The organism is Bacillus sp. GMs2/2 (assembly GCF_050172095.1).
Classification (GTDB): domain Bacteria; phylum Bacillota; class Bacilli; order Bacillales; family Bacillaceae_G; genus Bacillus_A; species Bacillus_A cereus.
In genome coordinates this window covers 1-25,186 of record NZ_JBNLYE010000042.1, presented here as the reverse complement: position 1 = coordinate 25,186, position 25,186 = coordinate 1, and the positions used below count along the sequence as shown (strand labels likewise).

Below are 25,186 nucleotides of genomic sequence, written 5' to 3'. Positions count from 1 at the left end.
TTACATCGTTATAACCTAAGTTTTTTAATTTCTCAATAAGCCATGCATCTGTATGTTCAATCATTTGTAAATGACTAGATTGAATTTCTCCATCAATAATAAGAGGAAGCGTAAACTGCAATGTATCTTGTTTATTTTTTTGTTTTTGAAAGACAGATAACTTCCCAGACGGTTCCAAAATAGCATATTCTACATCCCGAATATCTCCAACTCCTTGTTCCCTTAATTGCATCATTAAATCATCTATATTATAACGTTGCTTTCTCATCTTCTTTTCATCAATCTTTCCCGCGTTTACAAGAATAGCCGGCTCACCTTCTATTAAATGCCGAAAGCGTTGATACTTTAGGGAAATGACTGACAAAATAATTTGGATGCACATAAGAAAAGTCATCGGAACTAATTGATGCCAAAGTGATTTATCGGTATTTTCAATTGCCACTACAGCCATTTCTCCAAGCATAATAAATACGACTAAATCTAATACACTTAGCTCTCCTATCTCACGTTTACCCATAAGACGAAAAATAATTAAGATGATGATATATAAAAGCATTGTCCGTCCAATTATTGATATCCATTCCATTTCTACATCTCCTTTTTTACGTATAGACTCCCCTATAAAAAAGAAACTAGTCTAACTTAGACAAAAGGAAAATATGCTTGTATTAAAAAGGGGGAATGCATAAATGGATGGAACGAAAAAATTATCAACTGCAATTGGCTTCGGTATTATTACACTACTAATTCTCGCATCTATTACTAGCATGATTATGGCTCTTTTATTAAAGTTTACGAATATAAACGAAGGGACATTAACCGTTACTATTTTTATACTCGCTCTTTTATCTATGCTTATGTCTGGATTTACTGCCGGCAAAAAGGCTCAAGGAAAAGGTTGGCTAGTAGGTTTCACAACAGGTCTCACGTTCACTATACTCGTTTTTCTAGTTAACTATTTAGGCTTTTCTCAAACTTTATCGAACTCACAATTACTTTATCAATTAGCATTAATGGGGGCGAGTACACTCGGTGGTATTTTCGGTGTAAATATGTCAAAGCAAAGTAACTAAAAAAGGCCCTGCATATTTCATGCAGGGCCTTCCAAATTAGTTTTTCACAACTTCACGAATCGCATTGCGATCGAACGTTAAGTGTGAACCACCAGATTTAATAACAATTTTCGTCTCATCTACTGATTCGATTGTACCGTGTAAACCACCGATTGTTACGATAGCATCACCTTTTGCTAACTCACTTTGCATTTGAGCAACTGCTTTTTGACGTTTTTGTTGCGGGCGAATTAATAAGAAATAGAAAATCGCAAACATCGCAACGATCATAACGATATTCATCATACCTGCATTCATCTTTTGTTCCTCCTTTTAAATTATGTATTAGAAGTTTTTAGCATTCGGTTTATTAAAGCCATACTGTTCAAAGAACTCTTCGCGGAAATCGCCAAGACGGTCTTCACGAATAGCTTGTCTCACCTGCTCCATTAAGTTTAACAGAAAATGAAGGTTGTGATAAGACGTTAAACGAATTCCGAACGTTTCATCACATTTCATTAAGTGACGAATGTACGCACGAGAGTAGTTTTTACATGTGTAGCAATCACAGTTTGGATCAAGCGGACCGAAGTCTCTTGCGAATTTCGCATTTTTTACAACGAGGCGACCTTCACTTGTCATACATGTACCATTTCGAGCGATACGAGTTGGAAGTACGCAGTCAAACATATCAATACCACGAATTGCGCCATCGATTAACGAGTCAGGAGAACCTACACCCATTAAGTAACGAGGCTTATTATCTGGAAGAAGTGGTGTTGTAAACTCAAGTACACGGTTCATAATATCTTTCGGTTCGCCTACAGATAAACCACCTACAGCGTAACCAGGGAAGTCCATTGAAACAAGATCTTTCGCACTTTGACGACGAAGCTCTTCGTACTCTCCCCCCTGTACAATACCGAATAAACCTTGATCTTGCGGACGTTCATGCGCTTTTAAGCAACGTTCTGCCCAGCGGCTCGTACGCTCTACAGATTTCTTCATATATTCAAAAGTAGCTGGGAATGGTGGACACTCATCAAATGCCATCATAATATCTGAACCTAATGCATTTTGGATTTCCATCGCTTTTTCTGGTGATAAGAATAATTTATCTCCATTTAAGTGATTGCGGAAGTGAACGCCTTCCTCTTCAATACGACGGAAGTCACTTAAACTGAATACTTGGAAACCACCAGAGTCTGTTAAGATTGCACGATCCCAGTTCATAAATTTATGCAAGCCGCCTGCTTCACGAATAATTTCATGACCTGGACGTAGCCATAAATGATACGTATTACTTAAAATAATGCCAGAATCCATTGCTTTTAATTCTTCTGGTGACATTGTCTTAACTGTTGCAAGTGTACCAACTGGCATAAATGTTGGTGTATCAAATGAACCGTGCGGCGTATGCACACGACCTAAACGGGCACCCGTTTGTTTACATGTCTTAATAAATTCATAACGAATTGCTGTCATAACTTACTCCTTTTATTTGTTTCTCATTTTAGCGTGAGATGCAACAAACATTGCATCACCGAAGCTAAAGAAACGATATTTTTCTTTTACTGCTTCATTATAAGCATGAAGTACATTATCTCTATTTGCAAATGCACTTACAAGCATAATTAATGTTGATTTCGGTAAATGGAAGTTTGTAATTAAACCATCAATTGCTTTAAATTCATATCCCGGATACATGAAAATATCTGTCCATCCAGAAGCGGCGCAAAGCTTACCTTCATGATCTGTTGCAATTGTTTCTAACGTACGAGTTGATGTCGTACCTACAGTAATAATACGTCCACCATTCTCTTTCACACGATTTAATAATGCCGCTGTCTCTTCAGACATATGATAATATTCTGCGTGCATATGGTGTTCTTCAATCGTGTCTGCAGAAACTGGTCTAAATGTTCCAAGTCCTACGTGAAGTGTAATGAATGCTAACTGAACGCCTTTTTGCTTTAACTTCTCAAGTAACTCTTCTGTAAAGTGAAGTCCCGCAGTCGGCGCTGCTGCTGAACCGATTTCTTTCGCATATACTGTTTGATAGCGATCGCGATCTTCTAGCGTCTCTTTAATATATGGAGGAAGTGGCATTTCCCCAAGTTCATCTAAAATTTCATAGAAGATGCCGTCATATGAAAATTCAAGCTGACGTCCACCTTGATCTGCAGTTCCTGTGCAAGTTGCTTTTAATTTCCCTTCGCCAAAAGAGATAACAGTTCCTTCTTTTACACGTTTCGCTGGCTTTACAAGCGTTTCCCACTTATCACCTTCTTCTTGTTTTAAAAGAAGTACTTCAATGTGCGCGCCTGTATCTTCTTTCACACCGTGCAAACGAGCAGGCATAACTTTCGTTTCATTTAAAACTAAGCAATCCCCCTCATGTAAGTAAGAAAGAATATCCGTAAAATGTTTATGCTCAATATCACCTGTTTCACGGTCTAACACCATTAATCTTGATGTTTCACGCTCTTCTAACGGGACTTGTGCAATAAGTTCTTCTGGTAAATGAAAATCAAACAGATTTATATCCATAGCTATATCCACCTATTTCTTATTTAAATCGATTTATTATATACATAATAAAAGATAATACAATACTTAACACAATACATGTAATGATAGGAAAATAAAAGGTAACGTTTCCTTTTTTCACAAAAATATCGCCTGGAAGCCTTCCAATGAACTTCCAAGCTAATCCAACAACGATGAGTAAGATCCCGGCTGTAATAAGCAGCTTTGGCATCTCCGTCATACTTTTGGTATCTCCATTCCGAAATGTTCATACGCAAGCGGCGTTACAATTCGGCCCCTCGGCGTTCGTTGTAAAAAGCCAATTTGTAATAAATACGGCTCATACACATCTTCAATCGTATGAGATTCTTCTCCAATTGTTGCTGAAACCGTTTCTAATCCAACTGGACCGCCACGGAATTTCTCAATAATACCAAGCAGTAATTTATGATCAATATGATCTAGACCTAATTTATCTACTTGCAGTAGCTCTAATGCCATTTGTGTAATTTCCATCGTAACCGTTCCATTACCACGAACTTGTGCGAAATCACGTACACGTCTTAAAAGACGATTCGCAATACGAGGTGTACCACGAGCACGTCTTGCAATTTCTAATGCAGCTAACGAATCGATTTCAACTTCAAATACTTCTGCTGTACGTTCAACAATCGCAGAAAGCTGATCTACTGTGTAGTACTCTAACCTTGAAAGTACACCGAAGCGGTCACGAAGCGGTGCCGATAATGCTCCAGCACGTGTTGTTGCTCCAACTAATGTAAATGGCGGTAAATCTAGGCGTACAGAACGTGCTGAAGGCCCTTTTCCAATTACAATATCAAGGCAAAAGTCTTCCATCGCAGGATACAATACTTCTTCAATTGATCTATGCAAACGATGAATTTCATCAATAAATAATACATCACCTGGCTGAAGCGCTGTTAATACAGCAGCTAAATCTCCTGGTCTTTCAATTGCGGGACCTGAAGTTGTTCTAACATTAACGCCCATCTCATTGGCAATAATATTCGCAAGCGTCGTTTTACCAAGACCTGGTGGTCCATATAAAAGCACGTGATCTAACGTTTCTTCACGCATTTTCGCCGCTTCAATAAATACTTCTAAATTATGTTTCGCTTTATCTTGGCCAATATACTGACGGAGCGTCTGTGGCCGTAATGAATATTCTAAATCCGCATCTTCATATGCAGATTCCCCTGAAAGGAGACGTTCGTCCATTATACTCACCTCTTACCATTTAGTAAAAGACTAAGTGCCTTTTTAATATACTGATCCGTCGTTAATGCTTCTTTTAATAACTCTGGTACAACACGAGAAACTTCGCGTTCTGCGTATCCAAGTGCGCGCAGAGCTTCCAGTGCCTCATCAAGCTCAGCTGATGAACCTTTATTCTCATCAAAACGTTCTGTGTCTGAGAATAAATCAACAAATGCATCTGGTACGACATCTGCTAGTTTTCCTTTTAAATCTAAAATCATTTGGCGTGCTGTTTTCTTTCCGACGCCTGGGAATTTCACTAAAAACTTCTCATCTTCATGCTCAATCGCTTGAACGACCTGTCCTGTTTGACCAGAAGCTAAAATTGCAAGAGCGCCTTTTGGCCCAATGCCAGACACGCCTAACAACTTTGTAAATAATAAACGCTCTTCACGTGTTTTAAAACCGTAAAGTGCCATAATATCTTCTCTCACATAATGATATGTATAGACACGGATTTCTTGCTTACTTCTTTGAAATACATACGGATTTGGTGTGAAAATTTGATAACCAATTCCATTATGATCAATTACGACATATTCCGGCCCTACATACTCCACGTAACCTGTAACATATTCAAACAAAATACGATCTCTCCCTCTTAAATCATGTATTCCATTTTAACATATTTAATGATAGAAAAGCGAGACTGCCCCAACAAATGTTCTCCACTTGAAACTTCTGTTATTTTCCATTGACAGAAAGGTTAAAGCACCTTAATATACAGAAGTCGATAATGATTATCAATACTAATTAAAGGGGTTACATCAGGATGAAACGTAAGCTATTTATTTTATTTACTATTATGCTTGTTGTTCTTTCTATCGTTGGCTGTTCTTCTCAAAAAGAAGAATCGAAAGCAAAAGAACAACCGAAAACAAAAGTTGTAAAACATGCTAAAGGTGAAGCTACAATTCCAGTAAATCCAAAGAGAATTGTTGACTTATCTGGATCAACAGAAGAACTATTACTTCTTGGACATAAACCTGTTGGTACAGCAAATACATATAAAGATAAAATCCAAAATCACTTAACAGACAAGTTAGATGGAGTAAAAGCAGTAGGTTGGTACTGGGCACCTAAAGTTGATTTAGAAGCTGTTACTGCTTTAAAACCAGACTTAATTATTTTAAACAACCGTCAATTAAAAATTTATGATCAACTAGAAAAGGTTGCACCTACAGTTGTTCTAGAAACAAACTTAGAAGACTGGCGTGGTAAGTTTAAAGAAGTAGGTAAGCTATTTGACGAAGAGAAGAAAGCAGACAAATGGATTGCAGACTACGATAAGAAAGCAGACTCTTTATCTAAAAAAATTAAACAGAAAACAAAAGATGAGAACTTTATGTTCGTTGCAGTTACACCACAAAACTTCCGTGTATACGGTAGCTTCGGATACGGTGACATCATCTTTAATGACTTAAAACTTCCAGCAACAAAAGGCACAGATTTAAAACAAACGATGGCGCAAGTATCGCTAGAAGGTCTTGTTGCATTCCAGCCTGATCAAATGTTTATTGTAAACTTCGGCGGCGAAGCTGATAAAGTTTACGAAGACTACAAAAACAGTGCTGTTTGGAAAGACAATAAAGCAGTTAAGAACAATCACGTATATGAAGTATCAAATGAAGTCTTCAATACGAAAGCATTCAATCCAATCGGAAAAGATATGCTAATTGATGAAATCGCAAAAGAAATTTTAGCTAAAAATAAATAAGAAAAAAAGCAGCTCACCATGAGCTGCTTTTTTTCTTACTTTGAACTGCGTATTGCTTCATTTTTTCAATCGTCTTCACAAAACCTTCTTTTGATTTAATACGAATGCCACGTTTCAATTTCGCACGTTCATAGCTCTCAAGCTTTTTCATATCAATTTGAAAGAAAGAATGGATCGCATTATCATTTTTTGGAACACCTTTGAAAATTTGTAATATCCCTTCCTCTGAAACACCAAAATACCCGCTCGTTTTCAATAACGGAGAAATATCATCAACTTTCTTTTGCAATACAATTTGTACATCATCACGATCAACGAGCTGCCATTCTTTATACTGCTGTAAAAACTTTTCTAAATCCGTCACTTTTTCTGTAAGTATTTCTTCGCTTACTTCGCCATCAACATACATACGCTCTAATAAAATTGTAACCTCAGGTTCTTTTTTCGTTACTTCTGGTACTGGCCCTTCCGCCTTCACATTCGTTTCATAAACGAAACAAAACATCATAACGAAAGCTTGCATCGCAATCAGTATCCATTTCATTTCCGTTCACCTCTTTTAGGCAATATCATACTTTCATTAGTAGTTTTTCCGTAAATGGGGGTTTTATCCATATTACATTTCTTTCGAAAATATAAAAAATGCAGATAAGGATTCACCTCATCTGCATTTTTTATTTACTTTTATATAAAATGAAAGACGCCTGCAAAGCAGGCGTCTTGATGCGTTTACGGCGAGAGACCAGGCGACCACATTCGCGTGTTTAGCACTTAAGCATATCTCTCGTCTTACGTAAATTAGCTCATCGCTTTGCTAATATAACATTAATAAAGTATAAGTGCAACATGTTTATAAAAATATTTTATTTCCTCTTTCATCCAAATAAATCAAACGCAAATTATAAATTGATAAATGCAATATATATATTACAATAAACATAACAGCGAAATCATCATAAACGGGAGATAGATATTATGAAACAAATAAAGGATGAACGTCTCATTCTGCAAACGTTAAAAAACATACGTATTGTCTTTCTTTTTCAATCACTTGGTATAATCGGTGTTTTAGGCTATATCGGATTCACTGAAGGAATAGATCAAATTACGAAATCTCCATTATGGCTAGTATTTATTCTTACGAGTATGATCCTTAGTTATTTACAGTTAAGTGTTTCAATCGATGTAGAAGAAGGCGAAAAGGAAATAAAGTTAACTCCTTATTATAAACTTGTCTTCCGCTCCCTTATTGTAGGAATCGTTATGGCTATTATTTATATCATTTTCAGTCCAGAAAGACCTCTATTTGAAGCTATTTTAACAGATAGTATTCTTTTCATCTGCTTTTTAGTTTCTTATTCCGTTAGTTATTTTATTAAAAAACGTCGTTTACAAGACAACGATGAATAAAGAGGAAGGGCTCCCCCTTCCTCTTTTGTTTTGCTATCGCACTGTACCAGTTAAACCGTAACGAATGTCTCGGAACATATTCACTATGTCACGATTAAAATCGTTTGTAACTGTACCGTTACGTAGACGCGTACTCATTGCATCGACACGAGTAAACATATCATTTCTTACAGAAACATATACGTTTCTGTTTCCAACTTCATTTGCAACAGCTTGACGAATTTCGTTCGCCATCGCCGTTTCATTTGTCACTGTGTTACGTGGTTTTACCGCAATCGCTACATCGTTTCCATATACAACTGTAGACACACGGTCTACGTTATTCATACGTTTCACACGATTTGTTATTCTTTCAGCTGTTTTACCATCATTGTTAATGTATGAATTGTTCATTGTAATATTACGAGTTGGATGCGGATTAGCAATTTGTCCATTGTAATTTACATCACGGTAATAATTGTATCCTGTATCGTTACGACCATTTCTATATGTTACATAATCTGTATAACGATCATTACGCGTCACATTATCACGATACTGATGTGTATCATTATAAGATGTACGCTCGTAATTGTAGTTACGTCCATCCATTGCATTGTTTTTTGGTGTACCACATGCAGCTAATGCACTAGTAACTAACAAAGAAGCAGCAATCACTTTTACTTTCGTATTCAATACAAAAACCCCCTCTGTTAGAATGAGCTTCTCTACTGAAAAGCTCCCTCTTATGATGAGTAACAGAGAAGGTTTTTACACTGTTAATATTTCACTGGGAATTTTCTAGCACTTCATAAAAAAACTGCCTTTTCTTAATTAACAGGAATGCAAAAAAGGCGGGAATACTCCCGCCTTTTTAAACTTCTTCTTCGTCCTCTTCTTCTGAAACGGGCTCTCCAAATACATTTGGTGGATCTGGTTGATAATACATCGTTCCTGGCTGTGGTGCATATGCAGACTGAGTTGGTTGATAATATAAAGGATTCGCATATTGCGGGCCGCCTGGTTGTGGACTATATAGTCTACTTTCTCCTCCGCATCCACAATCTTCCTCACCCTGCACAAGCGGCGGCATGTTATTATCCATTGGCATCATATTCGGGTTTGGCATAGACGTATGTTGCGGTCCAAACGGCGCTCCTTGCTGATATGGCATTTGATATGGATTTGGTTGTTGATAATACGGATTCGGCGGCATCATGGGCATTTGATAGGGCATCATATTTGGTGGTTGATTGTTATCCATAATCGGCATCATATTCGGCATTTGATTGTTATCCATAATTGGCATCATATTCGGCATTTGATTGTTATCCATGATTGGCATCATATTCGGCATTTGGTTATTATCCATAATTGGCATTATATTCGGCATTTGATTGTTATCCATAATTGGCATCATATTCGGCATTTGATTGTTATCCATGATTGGCATCATATTCGGTGGTTGATTGTTATCCATAATTGGCATCATATTCGGCATTTGATTGTTATCCATAATTGGCATTATATTCGGTGGTTGGTTGTTATCCATGATCGGCATTATATTTGGCATTTGAATATTTGGCGGTATGACTTGTGGAATAACTACATTTTCTTTCGATACATTTGGCGATACTATATTTCCTACATTCTCTTTCTTCACTTGTGGTGACACTATATTTCCTACATTCTCTTTCTTCACTTGTGGTGACACTATATTCCCTACATTTTCTTTTTTCACTTGCGGCGACACTATATTTCCTACATTTTCTTTTTTCACTTGCGGCGACACTATATTTCCTACATTTTCTTTTTTCACTTGTGGTGACACTATATTCCCTACATTCTCTTTCTTCACTTGCGGCGACACTATATTTCCTACATTTTCTTTTTTCACTTGCGGCGACACTATATTCCCTACATTTTCTTTTTTCACTTGCGGCGATATTATATTATTTTTTTTCGTTTGCGAAGAAATGATATTGTTAGGTTTCATTTTACTAATTTGAGGAGCAATTAACTCGCTTCCTTTTTTTATTACATCTGAAATTTTATATTCTTTTTTCGGTTTTATTGGTGGTTGTGGCGGCTGCGGTAATACATTTACCGAAAACTTCGTGTTTTCTTTTTCCGCCGGTTTTTGTTTTTCTATCACAGGTGGTTTTTGAATAACAGACGGTTTTTCTTTTTGAATTGGCTGTTCTTTTTGCACCTCTTTTTGCGGTTTCACCTGTACTTCTTTTTGCGGCTTTACCTGCATCTCCTTCTGTAGTTTCACCTGTACTTCTTTTTGTGGCTTTACTTGCATCTCTTTCTGCGGTTTTACTTGCACTTCTTTTTGTGTTTGTTGCATAGCTGGCTGCTGTGTAATTGGTGCTGATTGATACGTAACTTCTTCTTCATCCTCTATTCCAAGCGGAGTTGGTGTTGCTGCAAATTCTTTTTGCTGCACTTCTTTTACGTATTGCTTTGGAGGTGCTGAACCTGCTCCAGCCTGTTGTTTCATATGAACACTCTTTGATGGCACTTTAATTTTCATACCTGGCATAATTAAATCTGGATTACTAAGTTGTGTATTTGTTTTTTTCAACGTATCAAAATCCACTCCGTACTTTTTCGCAATTTTCCAAAGGGTATCCCCTTTTTGCACGATATGAATTTTCAAATTTTCCCCCTCCTGTATAACTTATCTATAAGTAACAAATCTCATGAAGTAACTCTTTCTAAATAACATTAACTTCTTTTCACTTTTATCACTTCTTCGATTTTCAATATCATTCGAAGTGGAATAAGCATAAAGAACCACAATGATTTCTTCAAAACAATGTATGCCCATTTCGTTCTCGTTATGATTATATGTATGAAAAAAAGCAACGGGAATACCGTTGCTTTACACACGCTCTAACATACGATTTAATGCAAGAACTGCTTCTGCCGTTACTTGTTTGTCTACGCTAATAACGTTAATTTCTTCTCCTCTTTCTATCGTTTCAAGTGTCCATAATAAGTGAGGCAGATCAATTCGATTCATCGTTAAGCACGGACACATAAATGGATTAAGCGAAACAATTTCTTTATCTGGATGTTGCTGAATAATTCGATTTACTAAATTCATTTCTGTACCAATCGCCCATTGGCTACCAGATGGCGCTGATTCAATCATATCAATAATATATTTCGTTGAGCCTGCATAATCTGAAGCAGCTACAACTTCATAGCAACATTCTGGATGTACAATAATATTCATATCCGGATGATTTTTTCGTACACTCTCAATATTCTTCATTGTAAAATTTTGATGAACAGAACAATGTCCTTTCCATAAAATCACTTGAATTTCTTCTATATCCCCATCGTACTCTAATAAATCTGTGTGTGGGTCCCATACTGCCATTTTATCTAACGGGATACCTAGATCGTACGCTGTATTTCTCCCTAAATGTTGGTCTGGTAAAAAGACGAGACGTTCTTTTTGAGTAAACGCCCAAGATACCATTTGCTTTGCATTAGAAGAAGTTACTGTTGCTCCTCCGTTACGACCACAAAACGCTTTAATTGCAGCTGTAGAGTTCACATATGTTAACGGAATCATCGTATCTCCAAATAATTTAGTGAGCTCTGTCCATGCTCTTTCTGTTTGTTCAATATCTGCCATATCCGCCATCGAACAACCTGCACGCATATCTGGTAAGATGACAACTTGATCATCTGTCGTCAACATATCTGCTGTTTCCGCCATAAAGTGTACCCCGCAAAACACAATGTATTTTGCGTCTTTATTGCTCGCTGCAACTTGCGCAAGTTGAAGTGAATCCCCTGCTGCATCTGAAAATTGTACCACTTCATCTTTTTGATAATGATGCCCTGGAATGAATAACATTTTCCCCATTTTCTCTTTAATTTCACGAACACGCTTTTCCATATCTTCCGTTGACATTGTGTAATAACGCTCTGGTAACATCGTTTCAATCGGCTGTACTTTTTCTAAAATACTCATATACGTTTCTCCCCCTCTAAGCCACTTTCCTTACTCTTCAATATTGAAACTAATATCAAGTGCTTTCACTGAATGTGTTAACGCTCCAAGTGAAATATAATCTACCCCTGTTTTTCCGTATTTCGATAAATCTTCAATTGTGATGCCCCCTGAAGCTTCCGTAACGATGGCACTTGGTACAATCTTTGAAAACTCCCGGATTTCATCTGGCGTACGATTATCGAACATAATAATATCCGCACCAGCAGCGACAGCCTCTCTCACCTGTTCCTCAGTTTCTGTTTCCACTTCTACCTTCACCATATGTCCTAACTTTTCTTTTACTGATGTAACAGCTTTTGTAATAGAACCAGCAAAAGCAATATGATTGTCTTTAATCATGACACCATCATATAAACCAAAGCGATGATTAAATCCACCGCCGCACACGACTGCATACTTATCAAACATACGTAGTCCTGGCATCGTTTTTCGCGTATCACAAATGCGAGTATGACTACTATCTAAAGCAAGAACCGCTTTACGCGTCATCGTCGCTATTCCACTCATACGCTGAATAACGTTTAATATAACGCGCTCTGCTGTTAATAACGATGCGATTGGACCTTGCACTGTTGCAATAATTTCTCCTTTTTCTACAAGATCCCCATCTTTTTTATGAAGCTCTATTTCAATTCTCTCATCAATTAATTTAAATCCTGATTCAATTACTAAACATCCTGCAAAGACCCCTGTATCCTTCGCAAGAAACGTTCCTTTCGAAAGCAAGTTATCTGGAAAAATAAGCTGAGATGTTACATCTCTTTCTCCTATATCTTCTAAAAAAAATCGGTTTAATGCTTCTTTAACTTTTATCGTGTTCATAAAGCCCCTCTTCCCCTCATCACACAAGTTGTAGTTTTCTCTTTACTCGAACAATCTCTTTCTTTCCTATATTTCTATCTGGATAATCACTCCGGTAATGCCCGCCAATACTTTCTTCTCTTTGCAAAGCTGACACAACTATAAGCTCACAAACCGTTAACATATTAATAAGCGTTATCTCTTCATTCGTAAGAACATCATGTTGTAATATCATATTTCGAACACCATACTTACTAAACCATCTCTTCGCATAAGATAAACTTTGCTCTGTTCGCACAATCCCAACATATTTCATCATGCATTTTTGTATTTCTTCTTTCGTCGGTAAATGATTCAGAACGATAAACTTTGCTTCCTTTTCAGCTAGCATGTTCACCTTTTCTTTTGTCTCTCTAGATAAAATGTGTCGTCCGATTCTTTTTCCAAACACAAGACCTTCTAATAATGAATTACTCGCTAATCTATTTGCACCATGAACTCCGTTACAAGCTACTTCACCGACTGCGTATAAGTTCGGAATAGACGTCTCTCCATCACAGTTCGTTTTCACGCCGCCCATGTGAAAATGAGTACCAGGCACGACTGGAATAAGTTTTTTATTTATATCGACTCCATTTGTTTTACATATCGATGACACGGTCGGAAAGCGTTGTTCAAAGTTTTGAATCATTTCGATGTTTAAGTACACTTTTTCACCCGCAAGTAGCTGTTCATGAATAGCCCGTGCGACTACATCACGAGGTGCTAGATCCTGTTCGGAATGTATATCCATCATAAAACGCTGCCCTTTTCCATTTATAAGGACAGCTCCTTCTCCGCGAACAGCTTCGGACACGAGGCCGGAACAACGCCCACCCGCGTATAACATCGTCGGATGAAATTGTATAAACTCTAAATCTACAAGCTCTCCGCCTGCACGGTACACCATTGCAAGTCCATCGCCTGTAATCGTCTCATCATTAGAAGTAAAGGCGTATAAACCGCCAATACCGCCTGAAGCTAACACCGTACAATCTGCATTGTAACGTTTCAATTCTCCTTTATTGTTGCGAGTTAAAGCCCCCACACATTTATCTTTTTCTATAATAAAATCGAGCACCATTTCCTGTTCCACTACCGTAACGTATGGAGCTACTTCTTGAATAAGATGCTCTAATAAATTCTTTCCTGTTGCATCGCCACCTGCATGTAAAATACGACGTTTTCGATGCGCTCCTTCTTTTCCAAGATGAGGACCTGTTTCATCTCCATCAAATTTCATTCCTCTTTCAATAAGGTTATTAATTTCTTTCGGTCCCTCCTCGACTAAATAACGGACCACTTCTTCATTGTTATAATGACACCCTGCTACTAATGTATCTTCAAAATGATCATTAGGATTGTCATATGTAGCTACCGCTGCGGCAATTCCACCTTGAGCTAAATGTGTATTATTATTACGTTTCGTCTCCTTTGTGATAATAATCACATTCTTTTCGTGACAAATCTCTTTTGCAACACGAAGTGCCGCAACACCACTTCCAATAATTAAGACATCTGCACTTGGCATAATTGTTGCCTCCTACTTTACACTTTTCAACTGTCTTGACACCTATATTTACATAGTTTTAAAATAATGACAAGAGTTTTTTTATAATTCTTATTTTCACTACCATTTAAAAAGTAAAAGAACTGTAACTCTTACTAGAGAGAGGAACTTACATGATGATATATCTTGACTATGCAGCTACTACACCTATGAGCGAGGAAGCGTTACAAACATATATGAAAGCAGCGTCGCAATACTTCGGAAATGAACAAAGTTTACATGATATTGGAGGAACAGCTGCTTCTTTATTACAAGTTTGCCGAAAAACATTTGCGGAAATGATTGGAGGAAAAGAACAAGGAGTATTTTTCACAAGTGGCGGATCGGAATCAAACTATCTTGCGATTCAATCACTTCTAAATGCCCGAACTAAGAAGCATATTATTACGACACCTATGGAACATGCATCCATTCGAAGTTATTTTCAATCTCTAAAATCAAAAGGCTATACGATCACTGAAATTCCTGTTGATAAAAGCGGACTCCTTTGTTTAGTAGATTTAGAGGCAGCTATTACAGAAGATACTGTGCTAGCAAGTATACAGCATGGAAACTCTGAAATCGGAACCGTTCAAAACATTACAGAAATCGGGGCACTTTTAAAAAAATATAATGTTTTATTTCATACAGATTGTGTGCAAACGTTTGGTAAACTGCCTATCCATGTTTTTGAGATGGGCATTGATAGTCTTTCTGTTTCAGCACATAAAATATACGGACCAAAAGGTGTCGGCGCTTGCTACATAAATCCGCAATCTCGCTGGGAGCAAGTATTTCCGGGAACTTCTCACGAAAAAGGATTTCGCCCAGGTACAGTGAACGTTCCCGGCATCGCATCTTTTTTAACAGCTGCTGAAAATATATTAAAAACTCAATGGGAAGAAAGTTTACGTTTTAAAGAGTTACGCTCCTACTTTTTAGGGCAAATACAAACACTTCCGCTAGAAATTGAAGTAGAAGGTCATTCTACTTCTTGTTTACCACATATTGTTGGGGTTACAATAAAAGGAATAGAAGGTCAATATACTATGCTAGAATGTAATCGCCATGGTATCGCTATTTCCACCGGAAGTGCTTGCCAAGTCGGTAAACAAGAACCTTCGAAAACTATGCTTGCAATTGGAAAAACGTATGAAGAGGCCAAACAATATGTCCGCTTCTCTTTCGGACAACAAACAACGAAAGATCAAATTGATACTACTATTCATGCACTACACACAATTGGAAATCAATTTTATAGAGGTGTTAAATCATAATGAAACAAAATGACCAAAAAAAGATTTTAGGCGAAGAAAGACGACAGCTTATCCTTCAGTGGCTTCTCGCTGCAAATGAGCCGTTATCTGGGAATGAACTATCGAAGAAGACAAACGTAAGTAGACAAGTTATCGTGCAAGATATTTCCTTGCTTAAAGCACGAAACGAACCAATTATTGCGACTGCCCAAGGCTATTTATATTTAAAACCACAAGAGAAACAACAAGCTTTTGAACGCGTAATCGTATGCCAGCACAAACCAGCAGAAGTACGTCAAGAACTTACAATGCTTGTTGACCATGGCGTTACGATTAAAGATGTAAAAGTTGAGCATCCTGTATACGGTGACTTAACAGCATCCATCATGGTAAGCAATCGCTTTGATGTAGAGCAATATTTACAAAAAATCGAAAACACAAATGCTTCCTATCTTTCACAACTAACAGATGGTATTCACTTACATACAATTGAGGCAGATTCTAAAGAAAAGTTAGATGCTGCTTGTGAGGCGTTAGATAAAGCAGGATTTCTCGTTTATTAATGTAAGGCACAGAGTTTTTATCATTCTCTGTGCTTTTTTAATGCTATAATATTGTAATCAATCGTAAAGGAGATCAAATATGAGAATTGAACTCGTTCACTTTAGCATTGGCAAACCGAAACAAATGAAATATGGCGAAGATAAAGAAATGATAACAGGTATATGTAAAGACCCTACAGAAGAGGCCTTTCTCTCAAAAGACGGATTTCGTGGTGATGACGTAGCGGATTTAAAACATCACGGCGGTCCTGATCGTGCTGTTTGTGTGTACCCACACGAGCATTACGCACTATGGGAAGAGGAATTTCAAACTACGCTTCCAGCTTCCACATTTGGCGAAAACATTACCGTAACAAATATGTTAGAGCGTGATGTTTGCATCGGAGATACATATCAACTAGGTGAAACAATCATTCAAGTGACACAAGCAAGAGTACCTTGTAGCACAATTTCAAAACGTCTTGGCATCCCTGGCATACTGCCACGCATTGTAGCAACTGGATTTACAGGCTACCTATGCCGCGTTCTTCAAGAAGGTACTGTACGTAAAGATTCTAAAATTACATTACTAGAACGTCAACCGAGCAATGTTTCTGTCTTGTTCTCTAACGAAATTTATTTTCATAATAGAAAAGATAAAGATGGTATTGAAAAAATTCTTGCCGTTCCAGAACTAGCTGATATTTGGCGTGGTCAGTTAGAAGATCGTCTTGCGAAGTTAAAATAAAGAATCACACCAGGTAAAACAGTATTGAGTCCATCATACCAGATGGACTCTTTTTATTTTCTCTTCCTTCACGTCCAAACATATAAAAATATATTTCATATTATATATGGACAACCTTTAATTCTTATATGTGAAGGGAGTGATTAATTATGGTGGATTACTTCTTAAAAAATGGAAAAAAATATTATAAGAAAAATGATCGTCCATGTAATTCTTCAAATTCAGATTCAAATAACTGTTTTATACAGAACTATACTATTTTCGGTACGGGAAATACCCCTCAAGATCTTGATATAACAACTGGAATTCCTCGAACTGTATTTGAAAACTTCACTAAAAATCATAATAAGACACTTATTAAATTTAGTTTCAGTCCTGCATTTGCAACAACGATTAGATTAACAATCGCAAGATTAAACCATCGCTCTCCACTTACATTTACCTTAACACCAGGAGATATTAAAACATTTTTAGTAGAAGATGTTGAGAGTATTACTTTCTCAGATACTGTAGCTCCATCTACACTCAATCTATTAATACAACAAACGAATTGTATTTGCTGCAGTAATTCGAACAATGATGAATCCTATTATTATAATAGTTGTAATGATGCGTACTAAAAACCCGACAAAAGAGTTATCTATTCCTAACAGAAGCCGTCCTAAATATCTTTTAGGACGGCTTCTTTATTTTGCTAGCTTAATTAATCACTTACTTCAATAGAATCGATAGCTTACTCTACCTCAAACCGAGAAACAGCTTTTCATTTCAAACAACTTTAACAACAGCTCCCCTCTACAACCAATAAGAAGAATAACTCCCCAGCACAGTAACAGAAAAACCGAGTGCTTCAAGTTCCATCGTTACGCCTGGCAATAATACGTCATCGTATGCTTTATCAACATCGATTAAGAAAAAGTAATTTCCAAGACCTGTTTTCATCGGACGCGATTCGATTTTTGATAAGTTTAATTTTCTCCATGCGAAAGCTGATAACACTTGATATAGGGCACCTGCATAATCTGCAGGTAACGTTATCATAAGCGTCGTTTTCTCTCCGCGATTCTCTCCGTTATTCGGGAGTACTGCTTTCTTTTTCTTATGGAGTACCAAGAAACGTGTGTGATTATTTTTATGCGTATGAATACTACGTCTCACAATTGTTAATCCGTATTTTTCTGCAGCCGCTTCATTTGCAATAGCGGCAATTTTCTCTTCAGGATGTTCTTTCACATATTGCGCAGCAGCACTTGTAGATGTCATATCTCGAACAGTTACTCCTTTTAATTCTTCATTTAAAAATTTATGGCACTGTGCAATGGCATGCGGATGAGAATGCACTGCATATACTTCATCCCACACTTCTGCATACTCCGGATGTACAAGTAAATGCTGCTGAATTGGTACTGTAATTTCTCCTACAATGGAAAGCGGCTGCTCATGTACAAGGTAATCAACCGTTATATTCACTGAACCTTCTATTGCATTTTCTAACGGTACAACTGCGAAGTCTACATTTTCATTTGCAGCTGCATCTATACAATCTGGAATCGTTCGATACGGTACATGCTCTGCTTCCGGAAAAAAACGACTCACCGCCATATTTGTAAATGTTGCTTCTGGTCCTAAATATCCTACTCGAATCATCGTCTTTTCCCCTCTTTTTCATTTTCTTACTGTTATACCATACTTTTTTATATTCTTCTATGTAAATTTCGAATATTTAAAAAAGACTAGCATTCGCTAGTCTAAATGTTTCTTATATTCTCTTTGAGCGAAGAAGAAATAAATGATACATGCTGCGATATAAAACAGAATGAACAAACCTACTTTTCTTAATGATCCATCCATAAAAAGCGTATTATGAAACGTATATAACGCAACTGCACTATGCATACTCCCTACTATAATTGGCGCAAAAAATAGCATACATAATTGCCAACGAGAAATTTTCCATACTTCTTCCTTCGTCATTCCAAGTTTAGAGAGTGCACCATACTGCTTTCGGTCCGATGCAATATTATGGAACCATTTAAAATACACGATACTACATGAAGTAAGAAAGAATAATATACTAATAAATGAGCCTACAAATAGAGTAATATCACCGCCTTCTTTCATATTTACATACAACTCCATATTGCTTCGAAATGCATTATTATTATCTTGTTTCATATGTTTCCGTAAATCTTCATTTAATTTCTTCGTCTTTTCGATATTTGGTAATGTGTAGCCTCTATATATCATTGTTTCAGAATCAGGAACCTGATTTGCTATACTATCAAAATCTTCATCATTCATAACAAAGAACAGACCATTAATGTACGAAGGGTGATGGTTAAATTGAACCCCTTCTTTCTGACCGTTAAATACGAATTGATATGGTTGATTCATTACTTGCAATTGAATCTCTTTTTGATTATATACATTCGAATTATTGTATTTATTATAATAAACGAGTGTCACTGTACCTTTTTTAGGACGATACGTTTTCTGTTTTTGTTTCCTTGCTTCTTGGTTATATTCACTTTCTTTTATAAGCGGTACTATTGTTGTTTCTCCTTTACTAGACTGAAAGGATGCATACACTCCAACAAAACTCATATATTGAAAATCGTCATACCCATATTGATGCAGTAATTTTTCAACCGCACCTTCCTCAAAGACTTCATGAGTAGAAATACCTTTTTCTATGTACGAAAACGAGTGTACCCCTCCAGTTCGCCACATATCTTGCATGCTAGAAAAATATAAGAACACCGTACCTGTTGCTGTAACTACAAACGTCGTTGCCATAGACATCAGAAAGAAAAAGCGACCATTTTCCTTCATTCGATGTGACAATTGATTCACTATAAATAAATACGGATATGTATACATAATCTTTTTATTTCGCTTTATTATTTCTAACATTTGGGTAGCTCCATGTGTAAAAGAAAAGTACGTTCCAAAAAAGACAAGTATAGACACAGGGAAAAAGTATATCGCTATCGTAGCCATCGTCACTTGTAGCGCCAATGCATACCCGCCCACTAAACAAGCAAAACCGAATAAACAGAGCCACTTTGATGTTTTCTTCTCTTTTTTATCTGTTCGAAATTCTTTCAATAACCGAATGATTTTTATATTCCATATACGTAAAGCACTTATAAAAGATAACAAAATAAAAACGACCATATATGTAATAAATGTTACACCAATCGCCCTTACGTCAAATATGACAGGGAGTTCTTTCGGAAGCCCCAGTAACATACTAAATACCATAAAAAAGAGTTTTAAAAATATCATACCAAGCCCAATACCGAAAATATTCGCGAAGACCCCGATTAAAATTTGCTCGGTCATAATCACTCCTATTACGTTAGACTTCGTTGCTCCCATTAACATATATAACCCTAATTCTTTCTTACGTGCTTCTATGAAAATAGAAGTAGAGTACAAAATAAATATGACGAAAAAAGAAATGATTATAACATTACATATAATAAGTCCCCAGCGTACGTTTTGATACCACATCGTCTCTTGCATATATGGATGCACAATGACAGACATATATGCGTAAGAAGCAAATATTGCAAAACAACTACTTAAGAAAAACACTTTATAATTACGCCAATTTCCTTTTATATTTTGCAGCGCTAGTTGCCGAATGTTCATCTATCGTCCTCCTGTAACTTACTACATAGGCAAAAAGCTAGAGGTTCCCCTAGCTTTTTACGTGTTTTAAATATCCTCTTTGCGCGATCATAAAGTAAATGGCAGAAGCTAAAATGTATGCTCCAATTACAAGCGCACCTGATTTCCACAAATTAATATAAAGCATTTTTCCTAACGTATGAAGAGCAAATCCACTATGAATGGAACCGATTAAAATTGGGATAAAGAAGATAACTCCCATTTGTCGAATCGCAATTTTGCGAATTTCTTTATCTGTCATACCAATTCTCTTTAACGATTTAAATTGAATACGATCTTGTTCTTTATCGTTAAACCATTTAAAGTATGTCATACTACAAGCGAAGAAGAAGAACAGTACCGCTACGAAGAAACCGATGAACATTGTAATTGCTCCACCTTCTCTTATATCCTTATACGCAAACACTGAATTTCTCAATTCCCCTTGCTTTTCTGGTACAATTTCATTTTTCAAATCTAATACAAGGTTTTCTGTACTTTTCCAATCCTCAATATAATAACCGTAATATTTTGTCTTTTCTTCATCTGGTACGAGTGTTGCATATTTCTCAAAATCTTGATCATTTACAATGAGATATTCACTATCATTAAAAACAGAATACTGCGTTGGATTATTTAATTGAACAGACTGCTTTTGTCCATTAATTGTAAATTCATACGGTTTCGTACGATCTATCTTCATCAGTTCATTTGACATATCAACCATAACCATCGTTGCACTACCTGGTGCATTATGAACTTCTGTAGGTTGCTCTCTCTTTTGTTTGCGCACTTCTGCATTATATTCTTTTTCTGAAATAATCGTCATCGGTACTTCATGTTCACTATTAAACAACGTTATTTTCTGTGTTGCTGGTAGTTTAACGTATGTTACTTTTCGCGCATCTTCAAACCCGTGTCTCTTCACAAGCTCCTGTACCTTTTCTTCATTAATAAGGTTATGCGTATTTAACCCCTTTTCCTCATATGAAATAGCATGTGGTGTAAGTTCTACCGTTTTCGCACTCATATTTTCAAAATATACGTACAGTGTACCCACCGCTGAAGATACTACCGCCGTAATGATAGAAATTACAAATAGAAAACGAGCATTATCTTTCATTTTATAAATAAGATTGCTAAGGACGAACATATTTGGGTACGTATAAAAAGATTGCTTTCTTTTTTGTAATGCTTTTAATACAACTGTACTACCTTGTGTAAATAGTAAATACGTTCCGCCAATTGTCAGTCCTACCACCGGTAAAAAGAGGATGAGGAAATTCAGAAACGTTACTTGGAAGCTAAGTACATATGCAACAATAATACATCCTATACCAACTACACATAACCATGTAAATGCAAACGGCTCTACTTTTTGCTTTCTTGCCTCTCTTAATAAATCAATAATTTGCAAGCGTCCTACTGTCCAAACACTAAACAATGATAGGATTAAAAATAGAATAAAGTATACACCAGCTGTAATAAGAACTGCTTTACTATTCCAAACAAGTGGAAGTGTCTTATCTATTTTTAATAATACGCTTAACGCTTGGAAAAATAATTTTGAACAAAGCATCCCAACCCCAATACCAACTACAATTGCAATACTACCTAACATCAGTTGCTCTAATATAATCATTCGGCCGAGCTGCAATTTCGTTCCGCCTATTAATGTTAGTAGACCAAACTCTTTTTTTCTTGCTCGTAAAAACGTTGAATTTGCATATAAAATAAAGAGTGCCGAGAAGATGACCACAATATAATTCATCGATTCTAATCCTTTTGTGATCATCTTTCTCATACTAATATTACCGCTTACGACATCTGGATGATAAATAAAAGAAGCATACATGAAAAATACGACAATCGATAAACAACTACTTATAAGAAACGCTTTATAGTTACGCCAATTTCCTTTTACGTTATTAAGCGCGAGCTGGCGAAAGTTCATGATATTCTCCTCCTAGCATCGCAAGTACGTCCAGAATTTCTTGGAAAAAGGCTTGTTTCGTTCTTCCTTTATGTATTTCCGAGAAAATTTCTCCATCGCGTATGAAAAGGATACGTTCACAATAACTAGCCGCTACTGGATCGTGCGTAACCATTGCAATCGTTACTTTCTTTTGCTCGTGTAAATCTTGCAGAGCGCCCATTAGCGATTTTGCTGACTTCGAGTCTAAGTTTCCAGTTGGCTCATCTGCTAAAATTAACGTCGGTTCATGAATGATTGCTCTCGCTGCTGCTGCACGTTGTTGTTGTCCCCCAGATACTTCGTATACTTTTTTATTTAAAATTTCTTCGATGTTTAAAAACTTCGCAATTTCCAGTACTTTCGCATCGATTTCATTTACAGATTTCTTCGCCATTACAAGTGGTAAAATAATGTTTTCTTTAATGGATAACGTATCAAGTAAATTAAAATCTTGGAAGATGAACCCTAAATGTGTACGGCGAAACTCCGCTAATTTTGCAGCACGCATTTGATTAATTTCTTCACCATTTACAAGCACATGACCTGAAGTTTGCTTATCAATTGTTGCTAATAAATTTAAAAGCGTCGTTTTCCCACTTCCTGAAGGACCCATAATCCCTACAAATTCGCCTTCTTCTATTTTAAAATTTATATCGTTTAAAGCAGTCGTCGCTACTGAACCTTTTGATTGGTACACCTTCGTTAATCCTTTTACTTCAAGAACACTCATTTCTAATCCCCCTACGTGTTTTCTTCTTACATTTACTATAAGAAAAATAAGAAAAAGAAACGAGTGATTTCCCTTACAAAACGTTTTGTTATCTTACAGTTTTGTCATTTTTCTCATCAATGTATGATATTCTTCATCTTTTGCAAATTGGAACGTGAATGTTGTCCCTTCTCCTTCAGCCGATTGGACATACATTCCATGATGTAAATTATCGCAAATTTCCTTCGTAATATATAAGCCCATCCCAGTCGCTTCTCTCGTTTTACGTCCATTTATTCCCGTAAAAAATGGATCAAATATGCGCTTTACGTCTTGCTCTGGAATACCAATTCCATTGTCCTTAATATGTAATAACACCTTTTGATTTTTCTCTTCAATTTGAAATTGAATTTCTTTTTTCTCTGCCGCTGAAATTTTTGTATACTTGATTGCGTTTACAACAATTTGACCTATAGCAATACTCAGCCATTTTCTATCAGATGCAACCATACAAGTATCTTCTTCAAACATCACTTTCGGAAATACAGACGATTGAATAAAGGATTTCCGATTTTCATTAATAATCCCTCGCACGACATCTATAACATTTACTACTTCTACCTTATAATCTTTCGCAAACTGCTCTAGTCTTGCCATATGTAACGCTAAATCTAAACCATTTAGTATACGGTTATTTTCTTCACGAATACTTTCAACTGTTGCCCTTGCCTCACGATGCTCTTTGCCAAACTTTTGCAGCAATAATTCAATAACAGATACTGGTGTTTTCATTTGGTGAATCCATTGGTTCATAAATATCATTTGCTGTTGCTCTTTCGCATGCTGTTTATGAACTTCATTCATATATTGCTGTCTTAATAACGTAAAAGATTCAACGACCATTTCTTGCTCTGATGTATAAGATTCATCAATAAGTAAAGAGTCATGTAATGTATTTCCACCAGTAACATACTTTTCGATCCTCTTTAAAAACACACTCCGTTTTCGGTAATCGTAAATGAGGTATACAGTAAACACAACTGTTCCTAATAAAAGTCCATATAACCACGTACTCCAATCAATGGATTTCTTTTCTAAAAGACTTTGCAGCTGTAAAACGAGCCCAAATAAACAAAGGCTAACAATATAAGAAAGAATTAAAGAAAAGCGGTCCATAAGGTAATTTTTAACCTTCATGCCCTTCGCCCCACTCCGTAAAAAGCGCATAACCATATCCACGTTTCGTTACAATTGCATTTTTAATGCCTAACTCCTCTAGTTTCTTCCTTACACGCTTTACATTTACGGTTAATGTATTATCATCCACAAATGCTACTTCATCCCATAGAGCTTCTAACAGTTCTTCGCGCGTTACATATTGATTCACCTGTTTCATTAAACACTCTAATAAGTAAAACTCATTTTTTGTCAGTTCAGTTTGTTGTCCTTGCCACTCAACAATATGCTGAGACGGGAATAACAACAGTCCATTTACACCTAAACAATCACTCTCAGCGGCAGAAGCATACTCTCCGTAACCACGGCGAAGTGCACTCTTCACCTTTGCCATTACGATATCTAAATGGAATGGCTTCGTAATATAATCATCGCCGCCATTTTCAATCGCCATTACTTGATCCATTTCTCCTGTTCTTGCAGAAACAAAAATAATTGGTGCATTCGATACAGTACGAATTTGACGACACCAATAAAAACCGTCAAAGTACGGTAAATTAATATCAAGTAACACGAGATGAGGATTCACTTTTACAAACTCATCTTTTATTTGACGTAAATCACTTGCTCTAAATGATTGATAGCCATATCTTTCTAAATGCTCTTCTAATATTCCCGCGATTTTCTCATCATCTTCTACAATTAATATTTT

General features: G+C 36.5%; 25 protein-coding genes and 1 pseudogene. 7 read left to right on the top strand and 19 right to left on the bottom strand.

Features of this window, described 5'->3' with window-relative positions:
- The coding region (locus tag ACQGS6_RS08945; protein ID WP_426965043.1) for a DUF421 domain-containing protein at window positions 1–586 on the bottom strand (586 nt) is incomplete at its 3' end.
- Between the two features lie 103 nt (window positions 587–689).
- Between ACQGS6_RS08945 and ACQGS6_RS08940 the strand changes: the two genes are divergently transcribed.
- Window positions 690–1,073 (top strand): TIGR04086 family membrane protein, encoded by a 384-nt coding sequence (locus ACQGS6_RS08940; RefSeq protein WP_200462269.1) that lies wholly within the window; start codon window positions 690–692, stop codon window positions 1,071–1,073.
- 36 nt (window positions 1,074–1,109) lie between these two features.
- On the opposite strand, the gene yajC is transcribed toward ACQGS6_RS08940, so the two are convergent.
- From yajC to ruvA, 6 genes are read right to left on the bottom strand one after another with little or no spacing between them, the layout of a single operon-like run.
- Window positions 1,110–1,370 (bottom strand): preprotein translocase subunit YajC, encoded by a 261-nt coding sequence (yajC, locus tag ACQGS6_RS08935; RefSeq protein ID WP_000991115.1) that lies wholly within the window; start codon window positions 1,368–1,370, stop codon window positions 1,110–1,112.
- 27 nt (window positions 1,371–1,397) lie between these two features.
- The gene (gene tgt / locus ACQGS6_RS08930) at window positions 1,398–2,537 is read right to left on the bottom strand and encodes a tRNA guanosine(34) transglycosylase Tgt (protein WP_000125365.1); all 1,140 of its coding nucleotides are present in this window, start codon (window positions 2,535–2,537) and stop codon (window positions 1,398–1,400) included.
- Window positions 2,538–2,549: 12 nt separating this feature from the next.
- The gene (gene queA, locus ACQGS6_RS08925; protein ID WP_000354034.1) at window positions 2,550–3,602 is read right to left on the bottom strand and encodes a tRNA preQ1(34) S-adenosylmethionine ribosyltransferase-isomerase QueA; all 1,053 of its coding nucleotides are present in this window, start codon (window positions 3,600–3,602) and stop codon (window positions 2,550–2,552) included.
- A gap of 19 nt (window positions 3,603–3,621) precedes the next feature.
- On the bottom strand, window positions 3,622–3,822 hold the full coding sequence (locus tag ACQGS6_RS08920) for a DUF2905 domain-containing protein (protein WP_000138162.1): 201 nt from the start codon (window positions 3,820–3,822) through the stop codon (window positions 3,622–3,624).
- A complete protein-coding gene (gene ruvB / locus ACQGS6_RS08915) occupies window positions 3,819–4,820 on the bottom strand; it encodes a Holliday junction branch migration DNA helicase RuvB (RefSeq protein WP_000344449.1) in 1,002 nt (333 codons plus the stop codon). Before ruvB ends, ACQGS6_RS08920 begins: the two co-directional genes overlap by 4 nt.
- 5 nt (window positions 4,821–4,825) lie before the next feature.
- Entirely contained in the window at window positions 4,826–5,443 is a 618-nt protein-coding gene (gene ruvA / locus ACQGS6_RS08910; protein WP_000464513.1) for a Holliday junction DNA helicase RuvA, read from the bottom strand.
- A gap of 188 nt (window positions 5,444–5,631) precedes the next feature.
- On the opposite strand from ruvA, the gene ACQGS6_RS08905 reads away from it, so the two are divergent.
- Window positions 5,632–6,576: an iron-hydroxamate ABC transporter substrate-binding protein gene (locus ACQGS6_RS08905; RefSeq protein WP_426965041.1), complete on the top strand. Its 945-nt coding sequence runs from the start codon at window positions 5,632–5,634 to the stop codon at window positions 6,574–6,576.
- 13 nt (window positions 6,577–6,589) lie between these two features.
- Here ACQGS6_RS08905 and ACQGS6_RS08900 read toward each other — a convergent pair whose 3' ends face one another.
- Window positions 6,590–7,120: a BofC C-terminal domain-containing protein gene (locus ACQGS6_RS08900; protein WP_000871174.1), complete on the bottom strand. Its 531-nt coding sequence runs from the start codon at window positions 7,118–7,120 to the stop codon at window positions 6,590–6,592.
- Between the two features lie 431 nt (window positions 7,121–7,551).
- Between ACQGS6_RS08900 and ACQGS6_RS08895 the strand changes: the two genes are divergently transcribed.
- Window positions 7,552–7,986, top strand: coding sequence for a hypothetical protein (locus tag ACQGS6_RS08895; RefSeq protein WP_000809471.1), 435 nt, complete (start codon window positions 7,552–7,554; stop codon window positions 7,984–7,986).
- A gap of 33 nt (window positions 7,987–8,019) precedes the next feature.
- Here ACQGS6_RS08895 and ACQGS6_RS08890 read toward each other — a convergent pair whose 3' ends face one another.
- The 5 genes and pseudogenes from ACQGS6_RS08890 to nadB all read right to left on the bottom strand — a co-directional run bounded on the left by ACQGS6_RS08890 (window position 8,020) and on the right by nadB (window position 14,375).
- Complete coding sequence (locus ACQGS6_RS08890) at window positions 8,020–8,661, bottom strand: YhcN/YlaJ family sporulation lipoprotein (RefSeq protein ID WP_001093542.1); 642 nt, start codon at window positions 8,659–8,661, stop codon at window positions 8,020–8,022.
- Between the two features lie 1,812 nt (window positions 8,662–10,473).
- Window positions 10,474–10,630 (bottom strand): annotated as a pseudogene (gene safA, locus ACQGS6_RS08885) (SafA/ExsA family spore coat assembly protein); the annotation flags it as partial.
- Window positions 10,631–10,855: 225 nt separating this feature from the next.
- Window positions 10,856–11,962 carry a quinolinate synthase NadA gene (gene nadA / locus ACQGS6_RS08880; protein ID WP_000025305.1) on the bottom strand — a complete coding sequence of 369 codons (1,107 nt, stop codon included), beginning with the start codon at window positions 11,960–11,962 and terminating at the stop codon, window positions 10,856–10,858.
- Window positions 11,963–11,992: 30 nt separating this feature from the next.
- Complete coding sequence (gene nadC / locus ACQGS6_RS08875; RefSeq protein WP_001092207.1) at window positions 11,993–12,826, bottom strand: carboxylating nicotinate-nucleotide diphosphorylase; 834 nt, start codon at window positions 12,824–12,826, stop codon at window positions 11,993–11,995.
- A 19-nt stretch (window positions 12,827–12,845) separates the two neighbouring features.
- Window positions 12,846–14,375 (bottom strand): L-aspartate oxidase, encoded by a 1,530-nt coding sequence (nadB, locus tag ACQGS6_RS08870; protein ID WP_098582150.1) that lies wholly within the window; start codon window positions 14,373–14,375, stop codon window positions 12,846–12,848.
- A gap of 152 nt (window positions 14,376–14,527) precedes the next feature.
- Between nadB and ACQGS6_RS08865 the strand changes: the two genes are divergently transcribed.
- The 4 genes from ACQGS6_RS08865 (at window position 14,528) to ACQGS6_RS08850 (ending at window position 17,559) form a co-directional block, all read left to right on the top strand.
- The gene (locus ACQGS6_RS08865; protein WP_000973759.1) at window positions 14,528–15,670 is read left to right on the top strand and encodes an IscS subfamily cysteine desulfurase; all 1,143 of its coding nucleotides are present in this window, start codon (window positions 14,528–14,530) and stop codon (window positions 15,668–15,670) included.
- Complete coding sequence (locus tag ACQGS6_RS08860) at window positions 15,670–16,212, top strand: transcription repressor NadR (RefSeq protein ID WP_000812240.1); 543 nt, start codon at window positions 15,670–15,672, stop codon at window positions 16,210–16,212. The genes ACQGS6_RS08865 and ACQGS6_RS08860 overlap by 1 nt, the downstream gene beginning before the upstream one ends.
- Window positions 16,213–16,291: 79 nt before the next feature.
- Window positions 16,292–16,939, top strand: a complete 648-nt coding sequence (locus ACQGS6_RS08855; protein ID WP_426965040.1) for an MOSC domain-containing protein — start codon at window positions 16,292–16,294, stop codon at window positions 16,937–16,939.
- 149 nt (window positions 16,940–17,088) lie between these two features.
- Complete coding sequence (locus ACQGS6_RS08850; RefSeq protein ID WP_426965039.1) at window positions 17,089–17,559, top strand: hypothetical protein; 471 nt, start codon at window positions 17,089–17,091, stop codon at window positions 17,557–17,559.
- A 175-nt stretch (window positions 17,560–17,734) separates the two neighbouring features.
- Here ACQGS6_RS08850 and pheA read toward each other — a convergent pair whose 3' ends face one another.
- From pheA to ACQGS6_RS08820, 6 genes are all read right to left on the bottom strand, one after another.
- The gene (gene pheA, locus ACQGS6_RS08845; protein WP_000621698.1) at window positions 17,735–18,586 is read right to left on the bottom strand and encodes a prephenate dehydratase; all 852 of its coding nucleotides are present in this window, start codon (window positions 18,584–18,586) and stop codon (window positions 17,735–17,737) included.
- A 96-nt stretch (window positions 18,587–18,682) separates the two neighbouring features.
- Window positions 18,683–20,596, bottom strand: a complete 1,914-nt coding sequence (locus tag ACQGS6_RS08840) for an ABC transporter permease (protein ID WP_001026365.1) — start codon at window positions 20,594–20,596, stop codon at window positions 18,683–18,685.
- A gap of 49 nt (window positions 20,597–20,645) precedes the next feature.
- Window positions 20,646–22,568: an FtsX-like permease family protein gene (locus ACQGS6_RS08835; RefSeq protein WP_426965038.1), complete on the bottom strand. Its 1,923-nt coding sequence runs from the start codon at window positions 22,566–22,568 to the stop codon at window positions 20,646–20,648.
- Window positions 22,543–23,319: an ABC transporter ATP-binding protein gene (locus tag ACQGS6_RS08830; RefSeq protein ID WP_000114529.1), complete on the bottom strand. Its 777-nt coding sequence runs from the start codon at window positions 23,317–23,319 to the stop codon at window positions 22,543–22,545. Before ACQGS6_RS08830 ends, ACQGS6_RS08835 begins: the two co-directional genes overlap by 26 nt.
- A 93-nt stretch (window positions 23,320–23,412) precedes the next feature.
- Window positions 23,413–24,495, bottom strand: coding sequence for a HAMP domain-containing histidine kinase (locus ACQGS6_RS08825; RefSeq protein ID WP_000865401.1), 1,083 nt, complete (start codon window positions 24,493–24,495; stop codon window positions 23,413–23,415).
- Window positions 24,485–25,186 (bottom strand): winged helix-turn-helix domain-containing protein (locus ACQGS6_RS08820; RefSeq protein WP_426965037.1); only part of this gene is annotated, 702 nt, incomplete at its 5' end. The genes ACQGS6_RS08820 and ACQGS6_RS08825, both read right to left, overlap by 11 nt.

Coding starts and splice junctions, on each gene's coding strand:
- ACQGS6_RS08940 (WP_200462269.1), top strand. CDS start 690: ATGGATGGAACGAAAAAATTATCAACTGCAATTGGCTTCGGTATTATT.
- yajC (WP_000991115.1), bottom strand. CDS start 1,370: ATGAATGCAGGTATGATGAATATCGTTATGATCGTTGCGATGTTTGCG.
- tgt (WP_000125365.1), bottom strand. CDS start 2,537: ATGACAGCAATTCGTTATGAATTTATTAAGACATGTAAACAAACGGGT.
- queA (WP_000354034.1), bottom strand. CDS start 3,602: ATGGATATAAATCTGTTTGATTTTCATTTACCAGAAGAACTTATTGCA.
- ACQGS6_RS08920 (WP_000138162.1), bottom strand. CDS start 3,822: ATGACGGAGATGCCAAAGCTGCTTATTACAGCCGGGATCTTACTCATC.
- ruvB (WP_000344449.1), bottom strand. CDS start 4,820: ATGGACGAACGTCTCCTTTCAGGGGAATCTGCATATGAAGATGCGGAT.
- ACQGS6_RS08905 (WP_426965041.1), top strand. CDS start 5,632: ATGAAACGTAAGCTATTTATTTTATTTACTATTATGCTTGTTGTTCTT.
- ACQGS6_RS08900 (WP_000871174.1), bottom strand. CDS start 7,120: ATGAAATGGATACTGATTGCGATGCAAGCTTTCGTTATGATGTTTTGT.
- ACQGS6_RS08895 (WP_000809471.1), top strand. CDS start 7,552: ATGAAACAAATAAAGGATGAACGTCTCATTCTGCAAACGTTAAAAAAC.
- nadA (WP_000025305.1), bottom strand. CDS start 11,962: ATGAGTATTTTAGAAAAAGTACAGCCGATTGAAACGATGTTACCAGAG.
- nadC (WP_001092207.1), bottom strand. CDS start 12,826: ATGAACACGATAAAAGTTAAAGAAGCATTAAACCGATTTTTTTTAGAA.
- nadB (WP_098582150.1), bottom strand. CDS start 14,375: ATGCCAAGTGCAGATGTCTTAATTATTGGAAGTGGTGTTGCGGCACTT.
- ACQGS6_RS08865 (WP_000973759.1), top strand. CDS start 14,528: ATGATGATATATCTTGACTATGCAGCTACTACACCTATGAGCGAGGAA.
- ACQGS6_RS08860 (WP_000812240.1), top strand. CDS start 15,670: ATGAAACAAAATGACCAAAAAAAGATTTTAGGCGAAGAAAGACGACAG.
- ACQGS6_RS08855 (WP_426965040.1), top strand. CDS start 16,292: ATGAGAATTGAACTCGTTCACTTTAGCATTGGCAAACCGAAACAAATG.
- ACQGS6_RS08850 (WP_426965039.1), top strand. CDS start 17,089: ATGGTGGATTACTTCTTAAAAAATGGAAAAAAATATTATAAGAAAAAT.
- pheA (WP_000621698.1), bottom strand. CDS start 18,586: ATGATTCGAGTAGGATATTTAGGACCAGAAGCAACATTTACAAATATG.
- ACQGS6_RS08840 (WP_001026365.1), bottom strand. CDS start 20,596: ATGAACATTCGGCAACTAGCGCTGCAAAATATAAAAGGAAATTGGCGT.
- ACQGS6_RS08835 (WP_426965038.1), bottom strand. CDS start 22,568: ATGAACTTTCGCCAGCTCGCGCTTAATAACGTAAAAGGAAATTGGCGT.
- ACQGS6_RS08830 (WP_000114529.1), bottom strand. CDS start 23,319: ATGAGTGTTCTTGAAGTAAAAGGATTAACGAAGGTGTACCAATCAAAA.
- ACQGS6_RS08825 (WP_000865401.1), bottom strand. CDS start 24,495: ATGAAGGTTAAAAATTACCTTATGGACCGCTTTTCTTTAATTCTTTCT.